Source organism: Streptomyces albipurpureus (genome assembly GCF_023701525.1).
GTDB lineage: Bacteria > Actinomycetota > Actinomycetes > Streptomycetales > Streptomycetaceae > Streptomyces > Streptomyces albipurpureus.
The window spans coordinates 1-15643 of record NZ_JAMQAW010000078.1 but is presented as its reverse complement, the minus strand read 5'-3'; the positions used below and the strand labels follow the sequence as shown (position 1 = coordinate 15643).

Genomic DNA, 15643 nt, shown 5'->3' with positions numbered 1-15643 from the left:
ACGGGGAGGTGCAGTGGCGGATGCCCACCGTCCGCTCGCGCCTGCGCACCGTGTCAGCACAAGGAGAGCCATGAACACCGCCGACGTCCCTTCCCCGGGCCCCGACGGGGACGACCACACCGACTTCGCCGACGCGACCCGCGGCCTGGTCGACCGGTTCGAGTCCTGCGTGATCCGCAACAGCCGGGGACGCGTGATCTGGGACAACGACCGCTGGGGCTTTCTGGAGCAGGACTGCCCAGAGACGGTCCACCCGAACCTGTGGCGGATCGGACAGCTCAACGCCCACCAGGGCCTGTTCGAGGTCGTACCGGGGATCTACCAGGCGCGCGGCCTGGACGGCTCCAACATGACTCTGGTGGAGGGCGACACCGGGGTGGTGGCGATCGACCCGCTGTGTTCCAAGGAGACCGCCGCGGCCGCCATGGAGCTGTACCACCGCAACCGCGGCGACCGCCCGGTCAGAGCTGTGGTCTACACCCACAGCCACGGTGACCACTTCGGCGGCGTGCACGGTGTCACCGATCCACGCACGGTCGCCGCGGGGGAGTGCGAGATCGTGGCGCCCGCGGAATTCATGGAGCACGCGGTCAGCGAGAACATCTTCGCCGGACCGGCCGTGCGTCGCCGCGCGGTCTACATGTACGGGGCGACACTCCCCGCCAGCCCTCGCGGCATGGTCGGCTTCGGACTGGCCCAAGCCATGTCCCGTGGCACCTTCGGCCTCATTCCGCCGACAGCCACCGTGGAGGCCACAGGCCAGGAACTCACCCTGGACGGCGTGCGGTTCGTCTTCCAACTCACGCCCGACACCGAGGCGCCGAGCGAGATGAACCTGGCACTGCCCGACCACCAGGTCCTGCTGATCGCGGAGAACGTCACCCACACCCTGCACAACGTGCTCACCCTTCGCGGAGCACTCGTCCGCGACGCCCACGCCTGGGCCTCCTCCATCACCGAATCCCTCCAGCTCTTCGATGACGCCGAGGTGCTGATCGGCTCCCACCACTGGCCGACCTGGGGCCGCGACAACGTCCGGCGCATCCTCACCGAGCAGCGTGACGCCTACGCCTACCTCCACGACCAGACCGTACGCCTGATGAACCGCGGCCTGACCGGTGCGGAGATCGCCGAGGAACTCACCGAGTTTCCAGCCGAGCTGGCCCGCTCCTGGAGCGTCCGCGGCTACTACGGCTCGCTCAGCCACAACGTCAAAGCGGTCTACCAGCGCTACATGGGCTGGTTCGACGGCAACCCCGCCCATCTGTGGCAGCATCCGCCGGTCGAGCGGGCCAAGCGTTACGTGGCGTACATGGGCGGCACCGATGCCGTCCTGGCCAAGGCCCGGATCTCGGCCGAGGAAGGCGATCTCCGCTGGGTCGCCGAGGTACTCAACCACGTGGTCTTCGCCGAACCCTCGAACACCGAGGCCCGGGAGCTGTTGGCCACCACCTACGAACGGCTGGGGTACGCACAGGAGAACGGCACCTGGCGCAACTTCTACCTCACCGGAGCGAAAGAGTTGCGTGCCCCGTACGACCGGCCCCCGGTAAGACCCGGCCTCACCCTCGGCAGCATCGACATGATCGCAGCCCTCACCACGCGCCAGGTGTTCCAGAGCCTGGCCGTGTGCGTGGATGGGCCCCGCGCCGCCGCCCACCGGCTGCTGATGCGCTGGGAGTTCTCGGACACGGGCGAGGTGTGGACGCTGCTGCTCGGCAACGGCGTCCTCACCCCGTTGCGTGGGGACGCGCCCGGCGGGGAGAAGCCCCGGCTCACCCTCGGCCTGGAACGCCCCGGGCTCGACCGGATCCTGGCCGGGCGCACTTCCTTCACCGACGCGGTCGCCGCCGGAGCGATCGAGCTGGACGGCGACGCGGGCACGCTCGCCACCTTCCAGGACCTGCTGGAGCAGCCGAGCGCCACCTTCCCCATCGTCCTGCCGTGACCACCCGCCACCTGCTATCCGAGGAGCTCAGACAACACATGGCGCAGATCATCGAACACGGCAAGCTCTTCATCGGCGGACAGTGGGTCGAGCCCGCCGGCGGCGAGACCATCGAGGTGGTCTCGCCCGTGACCGAGCAGATCGTCGGCCGTGTCCCGCATGCCGGCCCGAAGGACGTGAACAAGGCGGTGGCCGCCGCCCGCGAGGCATTTGACCACGGCCCCTGGCCACGGCTGACCGTCGCCGAGCGCGCCGAGACCGTCACTCGGATCAAGGACGCCCTGCTCGCGCGCCATCAAGAGATGGCAGAACTGATCACCCTGCAGAACGGCTCGCCGATCAGCTTCTCGGTGCGTGGTCAGGCCCTCTCCGCGATCGCGATCTTCGGCGCCGCGCTGGCCTCCGCCGCGCAGCTGCCCCTGGAGGAGGAACGCCAAGGGCTCACGGGCCCCATGCTGGTACGACGTCAACCCGTCGGAGTGGTCGCCGCCATCACTCCGTGGAACGTCCCCCAATTCACCATCGCCGGCAAGCTCGCCCCCGCCCTGCTCGCCGGCTGCACCGTCGTACTGAAGCCCTCACCCGAAACCCCGCTCGACTCCTATCTGCTGGCGGAGATCTGCGAGCAGGCGGGGCTGCCCGAGGGCGTGCTCTCCGTACTGCCGGCTGACCGCGAGACCAGCGCCTACCTCGCCGCCCACCCCGGTATCGACAAGGTCGCCTTCACCGGCTCGGTCGGCGGGGGCAAAGCCGTCATGGCCGCCGCAGCCCAGAACCTCACCAGGGTCTCCCTGGAACTCGGCGGCAAGTCCGCCGCCATCATCCTGGAGGACGCCAACCTCGACACGGCGCTGCGCGTCATCGTCGGTGCCACCTGTGCCACCAACAGCGGTCAGGCGTGCGTCGCCCTCACCCGCGTTCTCGCGCCCGCCTCGCGTTACGACGAGGTCGCCGCCGGGCTCACCGCGGCGTTCGGCGCACTGAAGGTCGGCGACCCGACGGACCCCGCCACCGTCGTCGGCCCGATGGTCACCCGCACCCAGCAACAGCGGGTCCTGGACTACATCCGCATCGGCCAGGAAGAGGGCGCCAAGCTTCTGACCGGCGGCGGAACCCCAGCCAACCGGACGACCGGCTGGTACGTGGAGCCGACCCTCTTCGGCGACGTGACCAACGACATGCGGATCGCCCGCGAGGAGATCTTCGGACCCGTCGTCTGTCTCATCCAGTACGAGACCGAGGACGACGCGGTCCGTATCGCCAACGACTCCGAATACGGCCTCTCCGGCGCCGTCTTCACCGCCGACGCCGAGCATGGCAAGCACTTCGCCCGCCTGATCCGCACCGGCACCTTCACCATCAACGGCTTCCGCTTCGACCCCACCGCCCCATTCGGAGGCTTCAAGAACTCCGGCATCGGCCGCGAGTTCGGCCCCGAGGGCCTGGCCGCCTACTTCGAGTACCAGACCGTTCACCTGCCCATCCCGCCCCGCCAGGGCTGACCCCCGCCACCCGAGGAGAACCAACCCCATGCGCGCTGCAATCCTCCGGAAGGCCGGCGACGAGACACTGGACATCGTCGACGTGCAAGCCATCTCCTTCGGCCCCGGACGCGTCCGGGTGCGGATGCACCGGGCCGGCCTGTGTCACTCGGACCTCTCGGTCATGAACGGGCTGGTACCCCACCCCGCCCCCTGCGTCCTCGGCCACGAGGGCGCGGGCGAGGTGGTCGAGGTCGGCGAGGGCGTCACCAACGTCAAGCCCGGAGACCGGGTTATCGTCTGCTGGATGCCCCCATGCGACACCTGCCTGTCCTGCAAGGCCGGTGACGGCCATCTGTGCCGCAGCGGATTCGGCAATCTCCGCACTCCCAACTTCCAACTCGATGGATCCGCCGTATCCGGCATGTTCGGCGAGGGCGTCTTCGCCGAGGAGGCCGTCATCGCCGCCTACGCCGCGATCCCGATCCCGGACGACCTGCCCTATGACGTCGCCGCGCTGATCGGCTGCGGCGTCACCACCGGCATCGGCGCAGCACTCAACACCGCCCGGGTGACACCGGGTTCCTCCGTGGCCGTCATCGGACTCGGCGGCGTGGGCATAAGCATCGTCCAGGGCGCGAAGGTTGCCGGCGCCGCGCGGATCCTCGCCGTCGACCCCATCCCCAACCGGCGCGACTGGGCACTGGAGTTCGGCGCCACCGACGCGGTCGCCCCCGAAGCGGTCAAGGAGGCGAAGGCACGCCTCACCGGCGGCTTCGGCTTCGACTACTCCTTCGAAGCCGTCGGCAAACCAGCCACCCTGCGCGCCGCATACAACGCCGCACGCAACGGCGGCACTGTCTGCCTGGTCGGCGTCGGCGGACAGCAGGACTTCCCCGACATCAGCATGGGCGAGCTGGTCGGCAACGAGAAGAGCATTCTGCCCTCGTTCTACGGCGGCACCGACGTCCGCCAGACCTACGCGAAAGTCATCGACCTGTGGCGGGCCGGGCGTCTCGACCTGGAATCCATGATCACCCACCGTGTGCCGCTCGACGGAATCAACGAGGCCCTGCGTCAGATGCACACCGGCGAGGCCCTGCGCACGGTCGTCGAAATCGCCTGAGCCGGGCAGGAGACCCTGCGAGCCCTGGTCACCATGGGCGTGACCAGGGTTGTCGGCGTGCGCCGGGCGGCGAAGACGGATCGGCGGATGCGCGCTACGGCCGGAGTTGACGTCACAACAAGCCCCTGCCCTCACAACGGTCCTCACCCGGGCGCCGGTCGCAGATGAGGGAAACCGGCGTGCAGGCGGCGTACAGGCTCAGCCTGTGCAGTCTCTCAGCACGCCGTACCGCCACCGCAGGTCAGCCAGGCATGTCAACGCCCTGGGGCCGGATGCCCGGTCGCCGCAGGGTGTCCGGGCGACCTGAAGAACGGCTAGGAGGCAGCCGCGGTCCCGCGGTTGCTGGGTACCTGGCCACCAGGGGCTGGCTGGCCCCCTCCACGTCACCGGCGGCACCAGCGGACCTCGCGTCCGCGCGGGTCCGCTGTGTCCGGCGCCGGGTCACTGCTCCCGGGCTACGGGCTGCGGGTCTGCGTACCGCACCAGCTGACGGATGAGGGTCTCCTGGTCGGCCGTGCTGCGCCGGGCGTCGTGGGAGACGAGGTACTGAAGCAGTAGTCCGTCAGTGCCGGCGAGCTGCAACCGGGCGAGTTGCTCGGCGGGGACCGACAAGGTGACGCCGACCCGTGCGGCGACCCGCTGCCAGTGCGTGGTGATCAGATCCAGGTAGCGGTCGTACTGCCACCGCGCCAGCTCCGCCATACCGGCTGTGCGCAGTGCCCATATGGACAGTTCGTACTGCATCAGATGCTCGTCGGGTTCGCTCCTGATCACCGTGGACCAGACCGTGCGGGCGGCGGAGAGAATCCCGGACTCCAGGTCGGTGCTGGCCTGGGAGGCCTCGCGGAGGACGGTCGAGATGTCCTCCACCACGTCCTCAAGCACCGCACGCAGCAACTGCTCCTTGCTGGGAAAGGCGTAGTGCACCGTGCCCAGCGCCACCCCTGCCTCGGCAGCGACTGCACGCAGCGTGCCGCCGGCTAGACCCTGCCGGGCGAGTACCCGCCGAGCCGCGGTGACCAGCTGCCGCCGCCGTGTGTCCGCCTTCACATAGACCGTTGCCAACGTCCCCGCCTTTCGTCCCGTTACCGCAGATTATCCGGTCCGCCTCTTGTGGTGCGGGTCACCACCGTGCCAATCTCCCTAAAAGTCGGACGTCCGACCGAGAAATTGCCCGGATGTGAGGAGCCACCGGGGACGTCGGCGATCACAATCTCTCGCGATCACGAGGAGCGCACAGATGGAACGTCTTGACGTGGCTGTTGTCGGCGCGGGCCTAGCCGGCCTGACCGCCGCGGTGGACCTAGCGGACCGAGGGCATCGGGTGGTGGTCCTGGAAGCCCGCGACCGGGTCGGCGGTCGGACCGCGGGCCAGGTGATGTCCGACGGGCACCTGGTCGAGGTAGGCGGCCAGTGGCTGGGCCCAACCCAGGACGCGGTGCTCGCCCTGTGCGACGCCTACGGTCTGAAGACCTACCCGCAGTACGCGGCCGGTGACCACGTCTTCAGCTGGGGCGGTGAGGCCAGGCGGTACCGCGAGGGCGAGATGCGGCTGGCGCCCGAGGCAGCCGCGGAGTTCATCCGGACCAAGACCGAACTAGAAGCCATGGCGGCGACGCTGGACCTTGAGCAGCCGTGGGCCGCGCCCGGGGCCCACGACTGGGATGCGATCACCCTGCACTCCTGGCTGCACAACGCCACCGAGGACGAGGATGCCCTGGCCTTCTGGCGGTTCATCGTGCCCGGCATCTTCGCCGCCGAGCCGCGCGACATGTCGCTGCTGCACTTCCTCTTCTACACCGCCTCCGGCGGGATGCTCGACATGCTGCTCGGCCTGGAAGGCTGCGCCCAGGACCGCCGCGTGGTCGGCGGGTCCCACCTGATCTCCGAGGCGCTCGCAGGGTCGCTGGGGGAGGCGGTGCGGCTCTACTCGCCCGTCTACTCGATCGCGCACACGTCCGACGGTGCCGTGGTCCGCCACGAGGGCGGCGAGGTCGCCGCCCGCCAGGTCGTGGTCACACTCCCGCCGACCCTGGCCGGCCGGCTGCGCTACTCACCCGCGATGCCCGCGCTGCGCGACCAGCTCACGCAGCAGGTCCCGATGGGCTCGGTCATCAAGGTCAACGTCCGCTACGGCCGGCCGTTCTGGCGCGAGGCCGGACTCAGCGGCCTGGTGTCGGCCCCGGACCGGGCGCTGTCCGCCGTCGCCGACAACACCCCGTACGGGTCTGGGCACGGCGTGCTGGCGGGCTTCTTCGAGGGCGCCCACGCGCGCCGGCTGAGCGCGGCGAGCCCGGAGGCACGGCGTGCCGTCGCGGTGGAGTGTCTGGTGAACTTCTTCGGCCCCGAGGCCGCCGAGCCGCTGGAGTACCTGGAGCTGGACTGGAGCGCCGAGGAGTACAGCCGGGGCTGCTACGGCGGACGCCTCGGCGCCGGCGTCTGGACGGCCTACGGTCCGCAGCTGCGTGAGCCAGTCGGCGTCATCCACTGGGCCGGCACCGAGACCGCTGCCATCTGGAACGGCTACATGGACGGCGCCGTGCGATCCGGTCACCGCGTCGCCGCAGACATCCACGCCGCCCTGTCCGCCACCGCCACACGCTGAAAGCGAAGCCCACCATGCCCGAACCCTCCGAAACGCCCTCCAGGCGCACCCTGACCGCGCCGAAAATCACATTCTTCATCATCGCGGCCACCGCGCCCATGGCCGCGATGGTCGGCAGCGTGCCCTACGGCTTCTCCTTGGGCACCGGGGCCGGTGTGCCCGTCGCCTATCTGATAGCCGGCGCGATCATGTTCTGCTTCGCTGCGGGATACGCGGCAATGAGCCGGCGGATCGTCAACGCCGGTGCGTTGTACGCCTACATCCGCGCGGCCCTGGGCCGCGTCCCGGGCGCGGCGGCCGCCTACCTGGCCGCTCTCGCCTATAACGCGCTCACCATCGGCCTGTTCGCGGCCATCGGCTACTTCGCCAACCTCATCCTCGGCGGCCTGAGTTGGTACTGGTACACCACTGCCGCGATCGCGCTCACCGCCCTGCTGGGGCGACGGCAGATCGACCTTTCCGCCCGGATGCTGGGCGTACTGATGGGCGCGGAGATCGCCATCCTCGTCGTGCTGAACATCGGGATCGTCGCGCACAAGGGCGCCGCCGCCTTCCCCGCGGTCTCCTTCGAGCCCAAGGTCGCGCTGGGCGCGGGCCTCGCGGTCACCCTCTCTTTTGCCTTCACCTCTTTCGCCGGCATTGAGTCTGCGGCGCTCTACGGCGAGGAGGCCCGCGACCCGCGCCGCTCAGTCGCCCTGGCGTCGTACTGGGCTGTGGGCATCGTTGCCTTCCTCTATGGCCTGACCAGCTGGATCGCGGTCGGCGGCGTGGGCCCGGAGAACGTCCGCACCCGGGCCGACGAGGAACTGGGCGACCTGGTGTTCAACCTCGCCACCGAGTACACGGCCGAGTGGGTCACCGCGATCATGGCGCTGCTGATGATCACCAGCGTGCTCGCCTCGGCCGTGGCCCTGCACAACGCCACCAGCCGGTATCTGTACGTCCTGGGGCGCGAGAACATGCTGCCCCGCGTGCTGGGCGCCACCCATCCGAAGTACGGTTCCCCATACCGGGCCAGCGCCGTACAGTCCGTGCTGGCGGTCTTGGTGATCGGTGCCTTCGCCGCCGCCGGTCTCCACCCGTACACCACACTCGGCATCAGCCTGATCACCCTGGGCACCGTCGGGATCATGGTGCTGTTGCTGGGCACCTCGCTGGCCGTGGTCGTCTACTTCGCCCGGAACCCGGCCGACCGCCACTGGTGGCGCACCGTGCTCGCCCCGGTGCTCTCCCTGCTCGGCCTAGGCGCCGCGATCGTCCTAGTCATCGGGCACTACGCCGACCTGACCGGCACTCACTCGCCCGCGGTCAACGGCCTACCGGTCCTTCTCCTAGTCGCCGCGGCCGGCGGCGCGGGCCGTGCCCTCTGGCTACGCCGGCGACACCCGGACGCCTACCAGGCTCTGGACGCCGATGCCGCTGATGTGAGTCCCGAGCCGGTGGAGCGCTGAACCACCCACCAAGTCCGTCCGCCTACGGCCATCCGCGAGGAACCGCATGACCAGCACGCGCAGTCGGCGCCCTCACAGCCGTAGCCCTCCACCTCACCCGGACCGCACTCACCGCCCTCTTCGCCACCGGCGCCCCACTGGAACGCCTCGACCGCGCCGAACTCGCCCTCCTCACACTCGCCGCCGTAGCCGTCGCCCGATCCCTCACCTCCGCCGCGATCGTCGCGACGACCGCCCGCCTAGGCCCCCGCGTCCCGGAACACGCTATGGGCGTCGCAGTAGTAGCCCTTCTCCCCGCGCCGTCCCGCAGCGCCGAAGACCGCTGCCCCGTTCACCTGTGTCGTCATGCCCGTACGGTAGGCACGGCCGTGCGCCCGCACTGCGATGTCCGAAACGATGGCGTATTCACATGGCCGAGACCGCTTTCAAACGGACCGGCAGGCCCCCGAACACTGGCCGTGTGCTTGGCCCGATACGGACAGGCCGTCGTCTGATAGATCCATCACGCCACAACCAAGTGGCACGGCCGAGCCCGTGCTCACCAGCATGGCTCTCCTGCGGTAGACCACTGCGGGCGTGGTGGCGAGGCCCTTGTCCGGAGCGGTTTCCGTCACGGGTCCACCCCCTCCGCTGCTCGCACTGCCGCCTCCGCCCCGTACATCCGGCTGGCCCTCGGCCGCGTTGCCCCGGAAGTCCCCCGGCCGGTACCCCCCGGTTGGGTCGACCCCGTCCGGCCCCTGCCGCCCGGCCTCGACAGGCACCGATCCCCCTTGCCCGGATCGCCCCGACCGGCCCTCCGTATCATCATTCCCGTGCTGCTGCGGCGGCATCTCAGGGCAGATACACGCGCTGTTCGCCACCCTGAGCCACTCGGTCCTGACATCCGGCCACGGCGCCGACCCCGCCGCGCCCCCTCCGGGCGGACGGGTCGCCGCCGCGATGTACCGGTCCGTGCGGCACTACCGCGTTGCTGTCAGCCCGGCTCGCCCCGCGTGCTGCCCTCGGCGAGGCAGAAGGCTCCTAGTCGAGAAGCCAGTGGCACTGCGTCGCTACCGAGCGACCTAGCGTCGGTTCATCGCAGTCGGACAGTATGGATGAACATCTGGGCGTTGTAAGGCTCTAGTGGTCTGCGGCCCGCGCGATGTCACTGGCACAGGTGGTAGACACAGAGTCTTGGACTGACTGGTGAACGTGGAACGCGCACGAACCCGCTGGAAGCCGACGGTGCCCCGCACCCGTGCGGGGCACCGTCAGGTAGCTGGTCAGGTAGCTGGTCAGGCGGGGGTGATGTTCTCCGCTTGGGGCCCTTTTGCCCCTGGGTGATGTCGAATTGGGGTGGAGGGCAGCGGATCAGTCCCTGAGTTTCAGGGCTTTGTTCTTCGTGGGCGAGGGGGGTCGGACTCCCCGCCCTGAGCGGCGGTCGGCCGGGCCGGGAGTGGCTGAGGGGGCTAGGCGGCGCCCCTGTCGACGGGGGGTTCTGATGGGTAGTCCAGAGGGTGTCTGTCCGGCGTGGCGGTGGGGCGGTTGGGGTCCGGACCAGCCGAGTGGTGTGCTGGTGCTGGTGCGGATGAGTGATCCGTGGGGGTGGAGGGGGTCGATCTCGGCGGCGTGGTCCAGGACTGCCGGGGTGTCGCCGAGGGCGAGGCGGGCGGTGATGGCGTTGGCGAGCGTACGTGCCAGGGAGTACGGGGTGAAGGCGATGCATGAGGTCACGCCCGCAGGGAGCGTGGTCTGCCGGTCGGACAGGGTCATGGCCCGGGCGATGGTCGCTTCGGCGCCGCGGCGGTCGCCGGTGCGGGCCAGGGCCCGGGCGCGGCCGTTGACCAGGAGACGGATCGCCTGCGGGCTGGTGGGCGCGAGGTCGATGCCCGCGCGGGCGGCCTGGTCGGCTTCGTGGTAGCGGCCGGTGTAGTAGAGGCCGAGGGAACGGGTGCCCGCCGCCCACATCTCCATCTCCGTGTCCCCGATCTCGCGGGCGAGGACTTCGGCCTCGGTGCAGTACGCGCTCACCGTGGCAAAGGGTGCGGACGCGTTCACGGCCATGTATCCGAGGAGACCGGCCGCCTGGGCGGCGAGCCGGAACAGCTCGGAGCGGGCCCGGGGCGGCTGCTGCCCGGCGAGGAGGGTGTGCAGCATGCCGCGCAGCAGCCGGGTCTCACCCGCGAGAAGCTGAGGGCCCAGGGCCTCGTAGCGATCGACGACCCGGTCCAGGGATCTGCTCACCATCGCGATGAGGGCCGGGTCCGCGTTCGAACCGGTCAGCAGACGTGCCTGCGCGCCGATCTCCAGCGCACCGTCGAACTCCACCGTCCCGGCCTCCGCTGACGGTCCACCGGCAGGGGAGGCGATGTCGGCGTCCTCGAAGAGCTGCTCTGCGGGCACATCGAACAGATAGCGCAGGATCGTGGCGGCTTCGCGGCGGGGCACGCCCTTGAGCCGGCCGCTCGACCACCGGTCGAAGGTGGCACGCGAGACCATGACGCGAGCCAGCCGTGGATCCCGTTGCGCCTCGGACGCCCGGGCGGCGGCGTCGTGGAAGGCGGGACGGAACTTCTCGTACGCCGTCAGACCGAACTGCCCGAGCAGGACGGAAAAGACGGTAGTGCGGACCATGGGGCGCGACTCCTTCCGGGCCCGCCCGGAACGGCGGGCAGTGGTGCTACCACGGGGGTATTCCGTTGTGGAGGTAGGCCGTCTGCCCGCTGTCGAGCGCGGCCAGAGCCCGTTCCAGACGCCGGCGCTGCGCGCGGGGCAGCAGCGGGAACGCTTTGGCGGGGGAGAAGAACGCGCACGCCTTCAGTTCCTCGTCCCGGGGTCGCACCGCGGCGGCTTGGCCGGCGGTGAGGGTCCCGGCGTCGAAGACGAAGGCGATCAGATCGTCCCAGGGCTCATGCGGGGCCACCCAGTCGAGGCACAGGAGCCGCCGGACGGGCAGGTCGAGGGCGAGCTCTTCACGCAGTTCGCGCCGGAGCGCGTCGACGGGGGGCTCGTTGGCCTCGGCCATGCCACCGGGCAGGTCCCAGCCGTTCTTGTAGCTGGGCTCGACCAGCAGCACGCGGCCGTCCGCATCGCGGATGACCGCATCCGCGCAGGTTCTCTTGCGGGCCTGCCGGGCGTTGCCTTCGGCCAGGTAGTCCATCCAGCCCGGGTCACCGGGTCGCGGTGTCGTCATACCGGGGATTGTTCCCCGCCCGGGCCGGTGCCGACGGGCACGGTGGGAAAGAGCAGTTGGCGGTGCCGGGCAGTGTTTGTGATCCGCGTCAGCAGCTCCCCGACGGCGCTCTGCGCGCGCTCGGGCGCCAGTGCCCGCTCCAGGCCGGTCAACTGCTCGGTGATGCGCTCGGAGCCGAGGTCGGCGCACGCGTTCAGCAGATCGTGACCGACGGCGCACGCGCCTTCCAGTTCGCCCTGGGCGAGGAGGATGCGGGCCAGACAGAGCTGGGAGAAGGCGCGGCTGCGCCGCCGTTCGGGCCCGCGCAGCGTGACCGCGCGCTGGGCTTCCACCGCAGCGGCGGACAGGTCGCCGAGGTCATGGTGGACCCAGGCGGCTCCGCTGGTGAACGCGGCCCGGTCGAAGGGGGCGATCCAGTCGGGTACGGGCTCCGCGGGGATCTGGTCGAGCTGTCGGCGGGCGGCGTCAAGGGCCTTCACGGCGCCGGTGTGGTCTTGCCGCTGGGCCAGGGCACGGGCCTTCATGGTGTGGAGCCGGGCGGCGAGCATCGGGACCGGCGCTGAACCGTGCAGGCTGGCGAGCCCCGTCCGGGCGAGCTGAAGGGCATGGTCGGGCCCGTTGTTCTGGAGTGCGAGATGGCTCATCGCCGCGAGCACGTTGCCCGCGACGGACGGCGCGGCGGCCCCGCGGGCCAGGCGCAGCGCGTGGGTGAAGTGGTTGCGGGCGAGTGCGTCACGGCCGGTGTCGTGCGCCATCCACCCGGCCATCTCCGTCAGCACGGCAGCCGCCCGGAAGGCCGTCTCCCCGGCGGATTGCGCCGTGGCGCCGAACAGCACAGGCCCGAGAGTGGTGCGCAGATAGTGCAGCACTGCTGGGTAGAGGCTACTTCCGCCCTGCCGCCGGTCGGTGTTCCGGAAGGTTTCCATCGCCGCCAGGTACGGGTCGTCGGTCGTCAGCTCCGGGGTAGCGAGGGCCAGGATGCCCAGGTCGGGGAGGTGAGTTGGGGTGTCAGGGCTGGAGAAGAGAACTGCGGCGGGTTCACCGAAGAGATGCTCCAGAATCCGGCGGGGGCCGCTGCGAGGCACGTTCTTGATATCACCGGCCATCCACCGCTCGAAGGTACTGCGCGAGACCATCAGCGAGGCAAGACGGCGGTCACCGGAGCGCTGTGCGACGTCTCTCGCGGCGCGGCCGAAGTGCGCGCTGAAGGTCTCGTACGTCCAGCCGCGGTCCCGGACTAACTGTCCGAACCGGGTCGCCCGAGTCATCTGCCGCTCCTCTCTACCGGGGCCGCTGTCAGGTGCTGAAGCTGAGGATCGGAACGCCGTAGAGCCCGGGGTTGCGCCGCCGCAGGAGATGGGTTTGGGCGACTTCCACGATGTGGATCTCGTTGATGAACTGGACCTCGGCAGCGAGTAGATGGCCGCCCCGACCACGGGCGCGAGCCGCCCGTCGGCCACCGCTGGAAGGTGGTCCTCGGCGCGGTCACCTCGGCGAGCCTCGGGACGTCCGCCTCCCGGGCGAGCTTCACCGCCGTGTGGTTGAAGTGGAGGCAGAACACCTGCCGGCTCTCCCATCCGCGCTCCTCAAGCAGAGCTCCGAGCAGGATCGGACGGCCGATCATGGAACCGTCCTCCTCACACCCTGGGAGACAGCCGTCAACCGCGACGGCCCACACGCATATGCCACAACCCGCAACGCAGCATGCACGGTTCGTGACGCTCGTTAGAATGCTCCCTGTCGGACACTCTTAGCAACAGGCCCGAACAAATTGCTCGAACGATGTGCCTTGTCGGGGAGTTCGGCGAACCGTCACACTGGTGGCCATGCCGGAACAGAAGCAGGCACCAGGATCCGTGGCACTGGGCGAGGTGGGCCGCCGCCTCGAGCGACTGCGCCTCCGAGGAGGTCTCACCCTCGTGGCCGCTGCCACGCACTGCCAGGAACTGGGCCTGCGCACGGACGCCAGCGCGCTGAGCCGCATCGAGAACGGCCGGCGCCGCACCGTTCCCCGCGACCTGGTCACCGCGCTCCTCGACCTGTACCAAGCCGACAAGCGGGACCACACCGAAGTCATGGGATTCCTCCCACCACCCGACGCCACAGCCACCGGCCGCCGCCAGAGGCCACCCCTATGGCGCCGCCACGGCGACCTCCTCGACGCGATGAAGTTCGGAAACTTCCTCGAACTCGAAGCCCAGGCAACCCGGCTGCGCAACTTCGAGTTGGCCGTCATCCCTGGCCTGCTGCAGACCGCCGAGTACGCCCGCCACGCCATCACCGCGTTCCGCCCGGACCTGACAGTCGAGGCGATCGACGGCCTGTGCGACGTACGACTTCACCGCCAGCGCACCATCGCCGCCGGAGCGGCGCGCGAGTTGCACGCCCTCATCGACGAGAGCGCTCTGCACCGCACCATCGGCAGCCCCGCCGTCATGCGCGAACAACTCGAACGCCTTCTCGCAGCCTCCGAATCGCCCGGAACCACCATCCGGGTCCTCCCAACAGCGGTCGGAGGCCACCCGGGCCTCGCCGGGCCCTTCGTCATCATGACCTTCCCCGAGGCCACCCACGCCCGGGACATCGTGTGGATCGAAACGCTGAGCACTTCGGTCTACCTCGACCAGGAGACGGAAGTTGCCCGCTACACCGATGCCTTCACCCATCTGTGGCCCCGGGCTCTCGACCCTGCACGCACCCGCAACCACCTCAAGAATCAGATCCAGGAGTTCCACTCGTGAACCGTCAGCACCCGCCCCTTCCCCACCCGTCCGCCATCACCTGGACGGTCTCCTCCTACAGCGGAGGCGGCGGCAACTGCGTCCAGGCAGCCCCCCACCCTCACGCGACCGGCTTCATACTGCTCGGCGACTCCAAGCAACCCCACCAGGCCCCGCTGACCATCCGCCATAGCACCTGGAACGCCTTCCTCCACACAACGGTCCAGCAGCCCCCGACCACCGCGTAGGTCACTTCGGCCGCAGACCGCCCCTCCCGCACAAGCTCACCAGGGCGGGAGGGGCCAGCCCGGCTCACGGGCGGCGAGGACGGCGGCGAGCCCGGCGCCGCCCGGCCGGTCGGAGCTGCGGGCGGCGGAGATGACGGGGACGGGGGCTTCCGGGGAGAGCCGGTCGGCTGTGCCGGTGATGTCGCGGTCCAGCAGCACGTCGCCGACCACCGCCAGCCGCCGTGCGCCGTGCGGCTCCGCGCCTGGGGGAAGTGCCGGTTCGGTGAGGTGGGTGTCGACGGCCGCGCACAGGAGGTGCACGGCGACCAGGTAGGCATTCCTGGATGGTGGCGACCTGGGCAGCGTCCACGCACACGGCCTGGTGCGCGGCATCGGCGAGAGGGTTCGGGGCCGGGCCGGTCAGCGCCCAGACGGTGAGGCCGATCTCCCGGCCGGTCTCGGCGGCGGCGAGCACGTTGGGGCTGGTGCCGGAGGTGGAGAGCAGGAGCAGGAGCAGGACGTCGCCGGGGGGCGTGCGCGCGGACCTGCCGGGCGAAGACCTCCTCTGGCCCGTAGTCGTTGGCGATGGCGGTCACCGAGGAGGAGTCGGCGTGCAGCGCGATGGCGGATAGCGGCGTCCGCTCAGCGCGGAAGCGACCGACGAGCTCGGAGGTCAGGTGCTGGGGCTCGACCGCCGAGCCGCCGTTGCCCGCGACCAACAGCCGGCCGCCTGCGGGCAGCCGCTCGGCAAGCCGGCGGCCCCAGGTCTGGAGACGGCCGGTGTCGAGCAGGGGTAACGCGGCGACGAGCGCCTGTATGTGAGCGCGGCCCGGCAGGGGCACGGGACAGCTCCCTCGAAGTACGAAGCGGACAGGGCGAGTTGGTACCGGCCGGCTGGCACCTGACGCCCCGG

At 70.2% G+C, this 15643-nt stretch carries 11 protein-coding genes and 2 pseudogenes; 7 read left to right on the top strand and 6 right to left on the bottom strand.

Annotation, left to right across the window (positions count from 1 at the left end):
* The first annotated feature begins 70 nt into the window (after window positions 1-70).
* From NBG84_RS35525 to NBG84_RS35515, 3 genes are read left to right on the top strand one after another with little or no spacing between them, the layout of a single operon-like run.
* Window positions 71-1948, top strand: coding sequence for an alkyl/aryl-sulfatase (locus NBG84_RS35525; protein WP_250923825.1), 1878 nt, complete (start codon window positions 71-73; stop codon window positions 1946-1948).
* A 38-nt stretch (window positions 1949-1986) separates the two neighbouring features.
* Entirely contained in the window at window positions 1987-3450 is a 1464-nt protein-coding gene (locus NBG84_RS35520) for an aldehyde dehydrogenase (protein WP_250923904.1), read from the top strand.
* A 28-nt stretch (window positions 3451-3478) separates the two neighbouring features.
* Window positions 3479-4555, top strand: a complete 1077-nt coding sequence (locus NBG84_RS35515; RefSeq protein WP_250923824.1) for a zinc-binding dehydrogenase — start codon at window positions 3479-3481, stop codon at window positions 4553-4555.
* A 441-nt stretch (window positions 4556-4996) separates the two neighbouring features.
* On the opposite strand, the gene NBG84_RS35510 is transcribed toward NBG84_RS35515, so the two are convergent.
* Window positions 4997-5620 (bottom strand): TetR/AcrR family transcriptional regulator, encoded by a 624-nt coding sequence (locus tag NBG84_RS35510; protein WP_250923823.1) that lies wholly within the window; start codon window positions 5618-5620, stop codon window positions 4997-4999.
* A 115-nt stretch (window positions 5621-5735) separates the two neighbouring features.
* On the opposite strand from NBG84_RS35510, the gene NBG84_RS35505 reads away from it, so the two are divergent.
* Together NBG84_RS35505 and NBG84_RS35500 are read left to right on the top strand one after the other, a co-directional pair.
* A complete protein-coding gene (locus tag NBG84_RS35505; protein ID WP_250923822.1) occupies window positions 5736-7160 on the top strand; it encodes a flavin monoamine oxidase family protein in 1425 nt (474 codons plus the stop codon).
* A gap of 14 nt (window positions 7161-7174) precedes the next feature.
* Window positions 7175-8611, top strand: coding sequence for an APC family permease (locus tag NBG84_RS35500; protein WP_250923821.1), 1437 nt, complete (start codon window positions 7175-7177; stop codon window positions 8609-8611).
* Between the two features lie 1350 nt (window positions 8612-9961).
* Here NBG84_RS35500 and NBG84_RS35495 read toward each other — a convergent pair.
* The 3 genes from NBG84_RS35495 to NBG84_RS35485 are packed head-to-tail and all read right to left on the bottom strand — an operon-like array spanning window position 9962 to window position 13051.
* A complete protein-coding gene (locus NBG84_RS35495) occupies window positions 9962-11224 on the bottom strand; it encodes an NsdA family TPR-like regulatory protein (protein WP_250923820.1) in 1263 nt (420 codons plus the stop codon).
* A gap of 46 nt (window positions 11225-11270) precedes the next feature.
* Complete coding sequence (locus NBG84_RS35490; RefSeq protein ID WP_250923819.1) at window positions 11271-11783, bottom strand: NUDIX domain-containing protein; 513 nt, start codon at window positions 11781-11783, stop codon at window positions 11271-11273.
* Complete coding sequence (locus NBG84_RS35485; protein ID WP_250923818.1) at window positions 11780-13051, bottom strand: NsdA family TPR-like regulatory protein; 1272 nt, start codon at window positions 13049-13051, stop codon at window positions 11780-11782. Before NBG84_RS35485 ends, NBG84_RS35490 begins: the two co-directional genes overlap by 4 nt.
* Before the next feature lie 558 nt (window positions 13052-13609).
* Between NBG84_RS35485 and NBG84_RS35480 the strand changes: the two genes are divergently transcribed.
* Together NBG84_RS35480 and NBG84_RS35475 are read left to right on the top strand one after the other, a co-directional pair.
* On the top strand, window positions 13610-14524 hold the full coding sequence (locus NBG84_RS35480) for a helix-turn-helix domain-containing protein (protein ID WP_250923817.1): 915 nt from the start codon (window positions 13610-13612) through the stop codon (window positions 14522-14524).
* On the top strand, window positions 14521-14751 hold the full coding sequence (locus NBG84_RS35475) for a DUF397 domain-containing protein (RefSeq protein ID WP_250923816.1): 231 nt from the start codon (window positions 14521-14523) through the stop codon (window positions 14749-14751). Before NBG84_RS35480 ends, NBG84_RS35475 begins: the two co-directional genes overlap by 4 nt.
* A 63-nt stretch (window positions 14752-14814) precedes the next feature.
* On the opposite strand, the pseudogene NBG84_RS35470 reads toward NBG84_RS35475, so the two are convergent.
* Together NBG84_RS35470 and NBG84_RS41680 are read right to left on the bottom strand one after the other, a co-directional pair.
* A pseudogene (locus tag NBG84_RS35470) lies at window positions 14815-14967 on the bottom strand (D-beta-D-heptose 1-phosphate adenosyltransferase); the annotation flags it as partial.
* Between the two features lie 356 nt (window positions 14968-15323).
* Window positions 15324-15572: pseudogene (locus tag NBG84_RS41680) on the bottom strand (SIS domain-containing protein); the annotation flags it as partial.
* Window positions 15573-15643 lie beyond the last annotated feature (71 nt).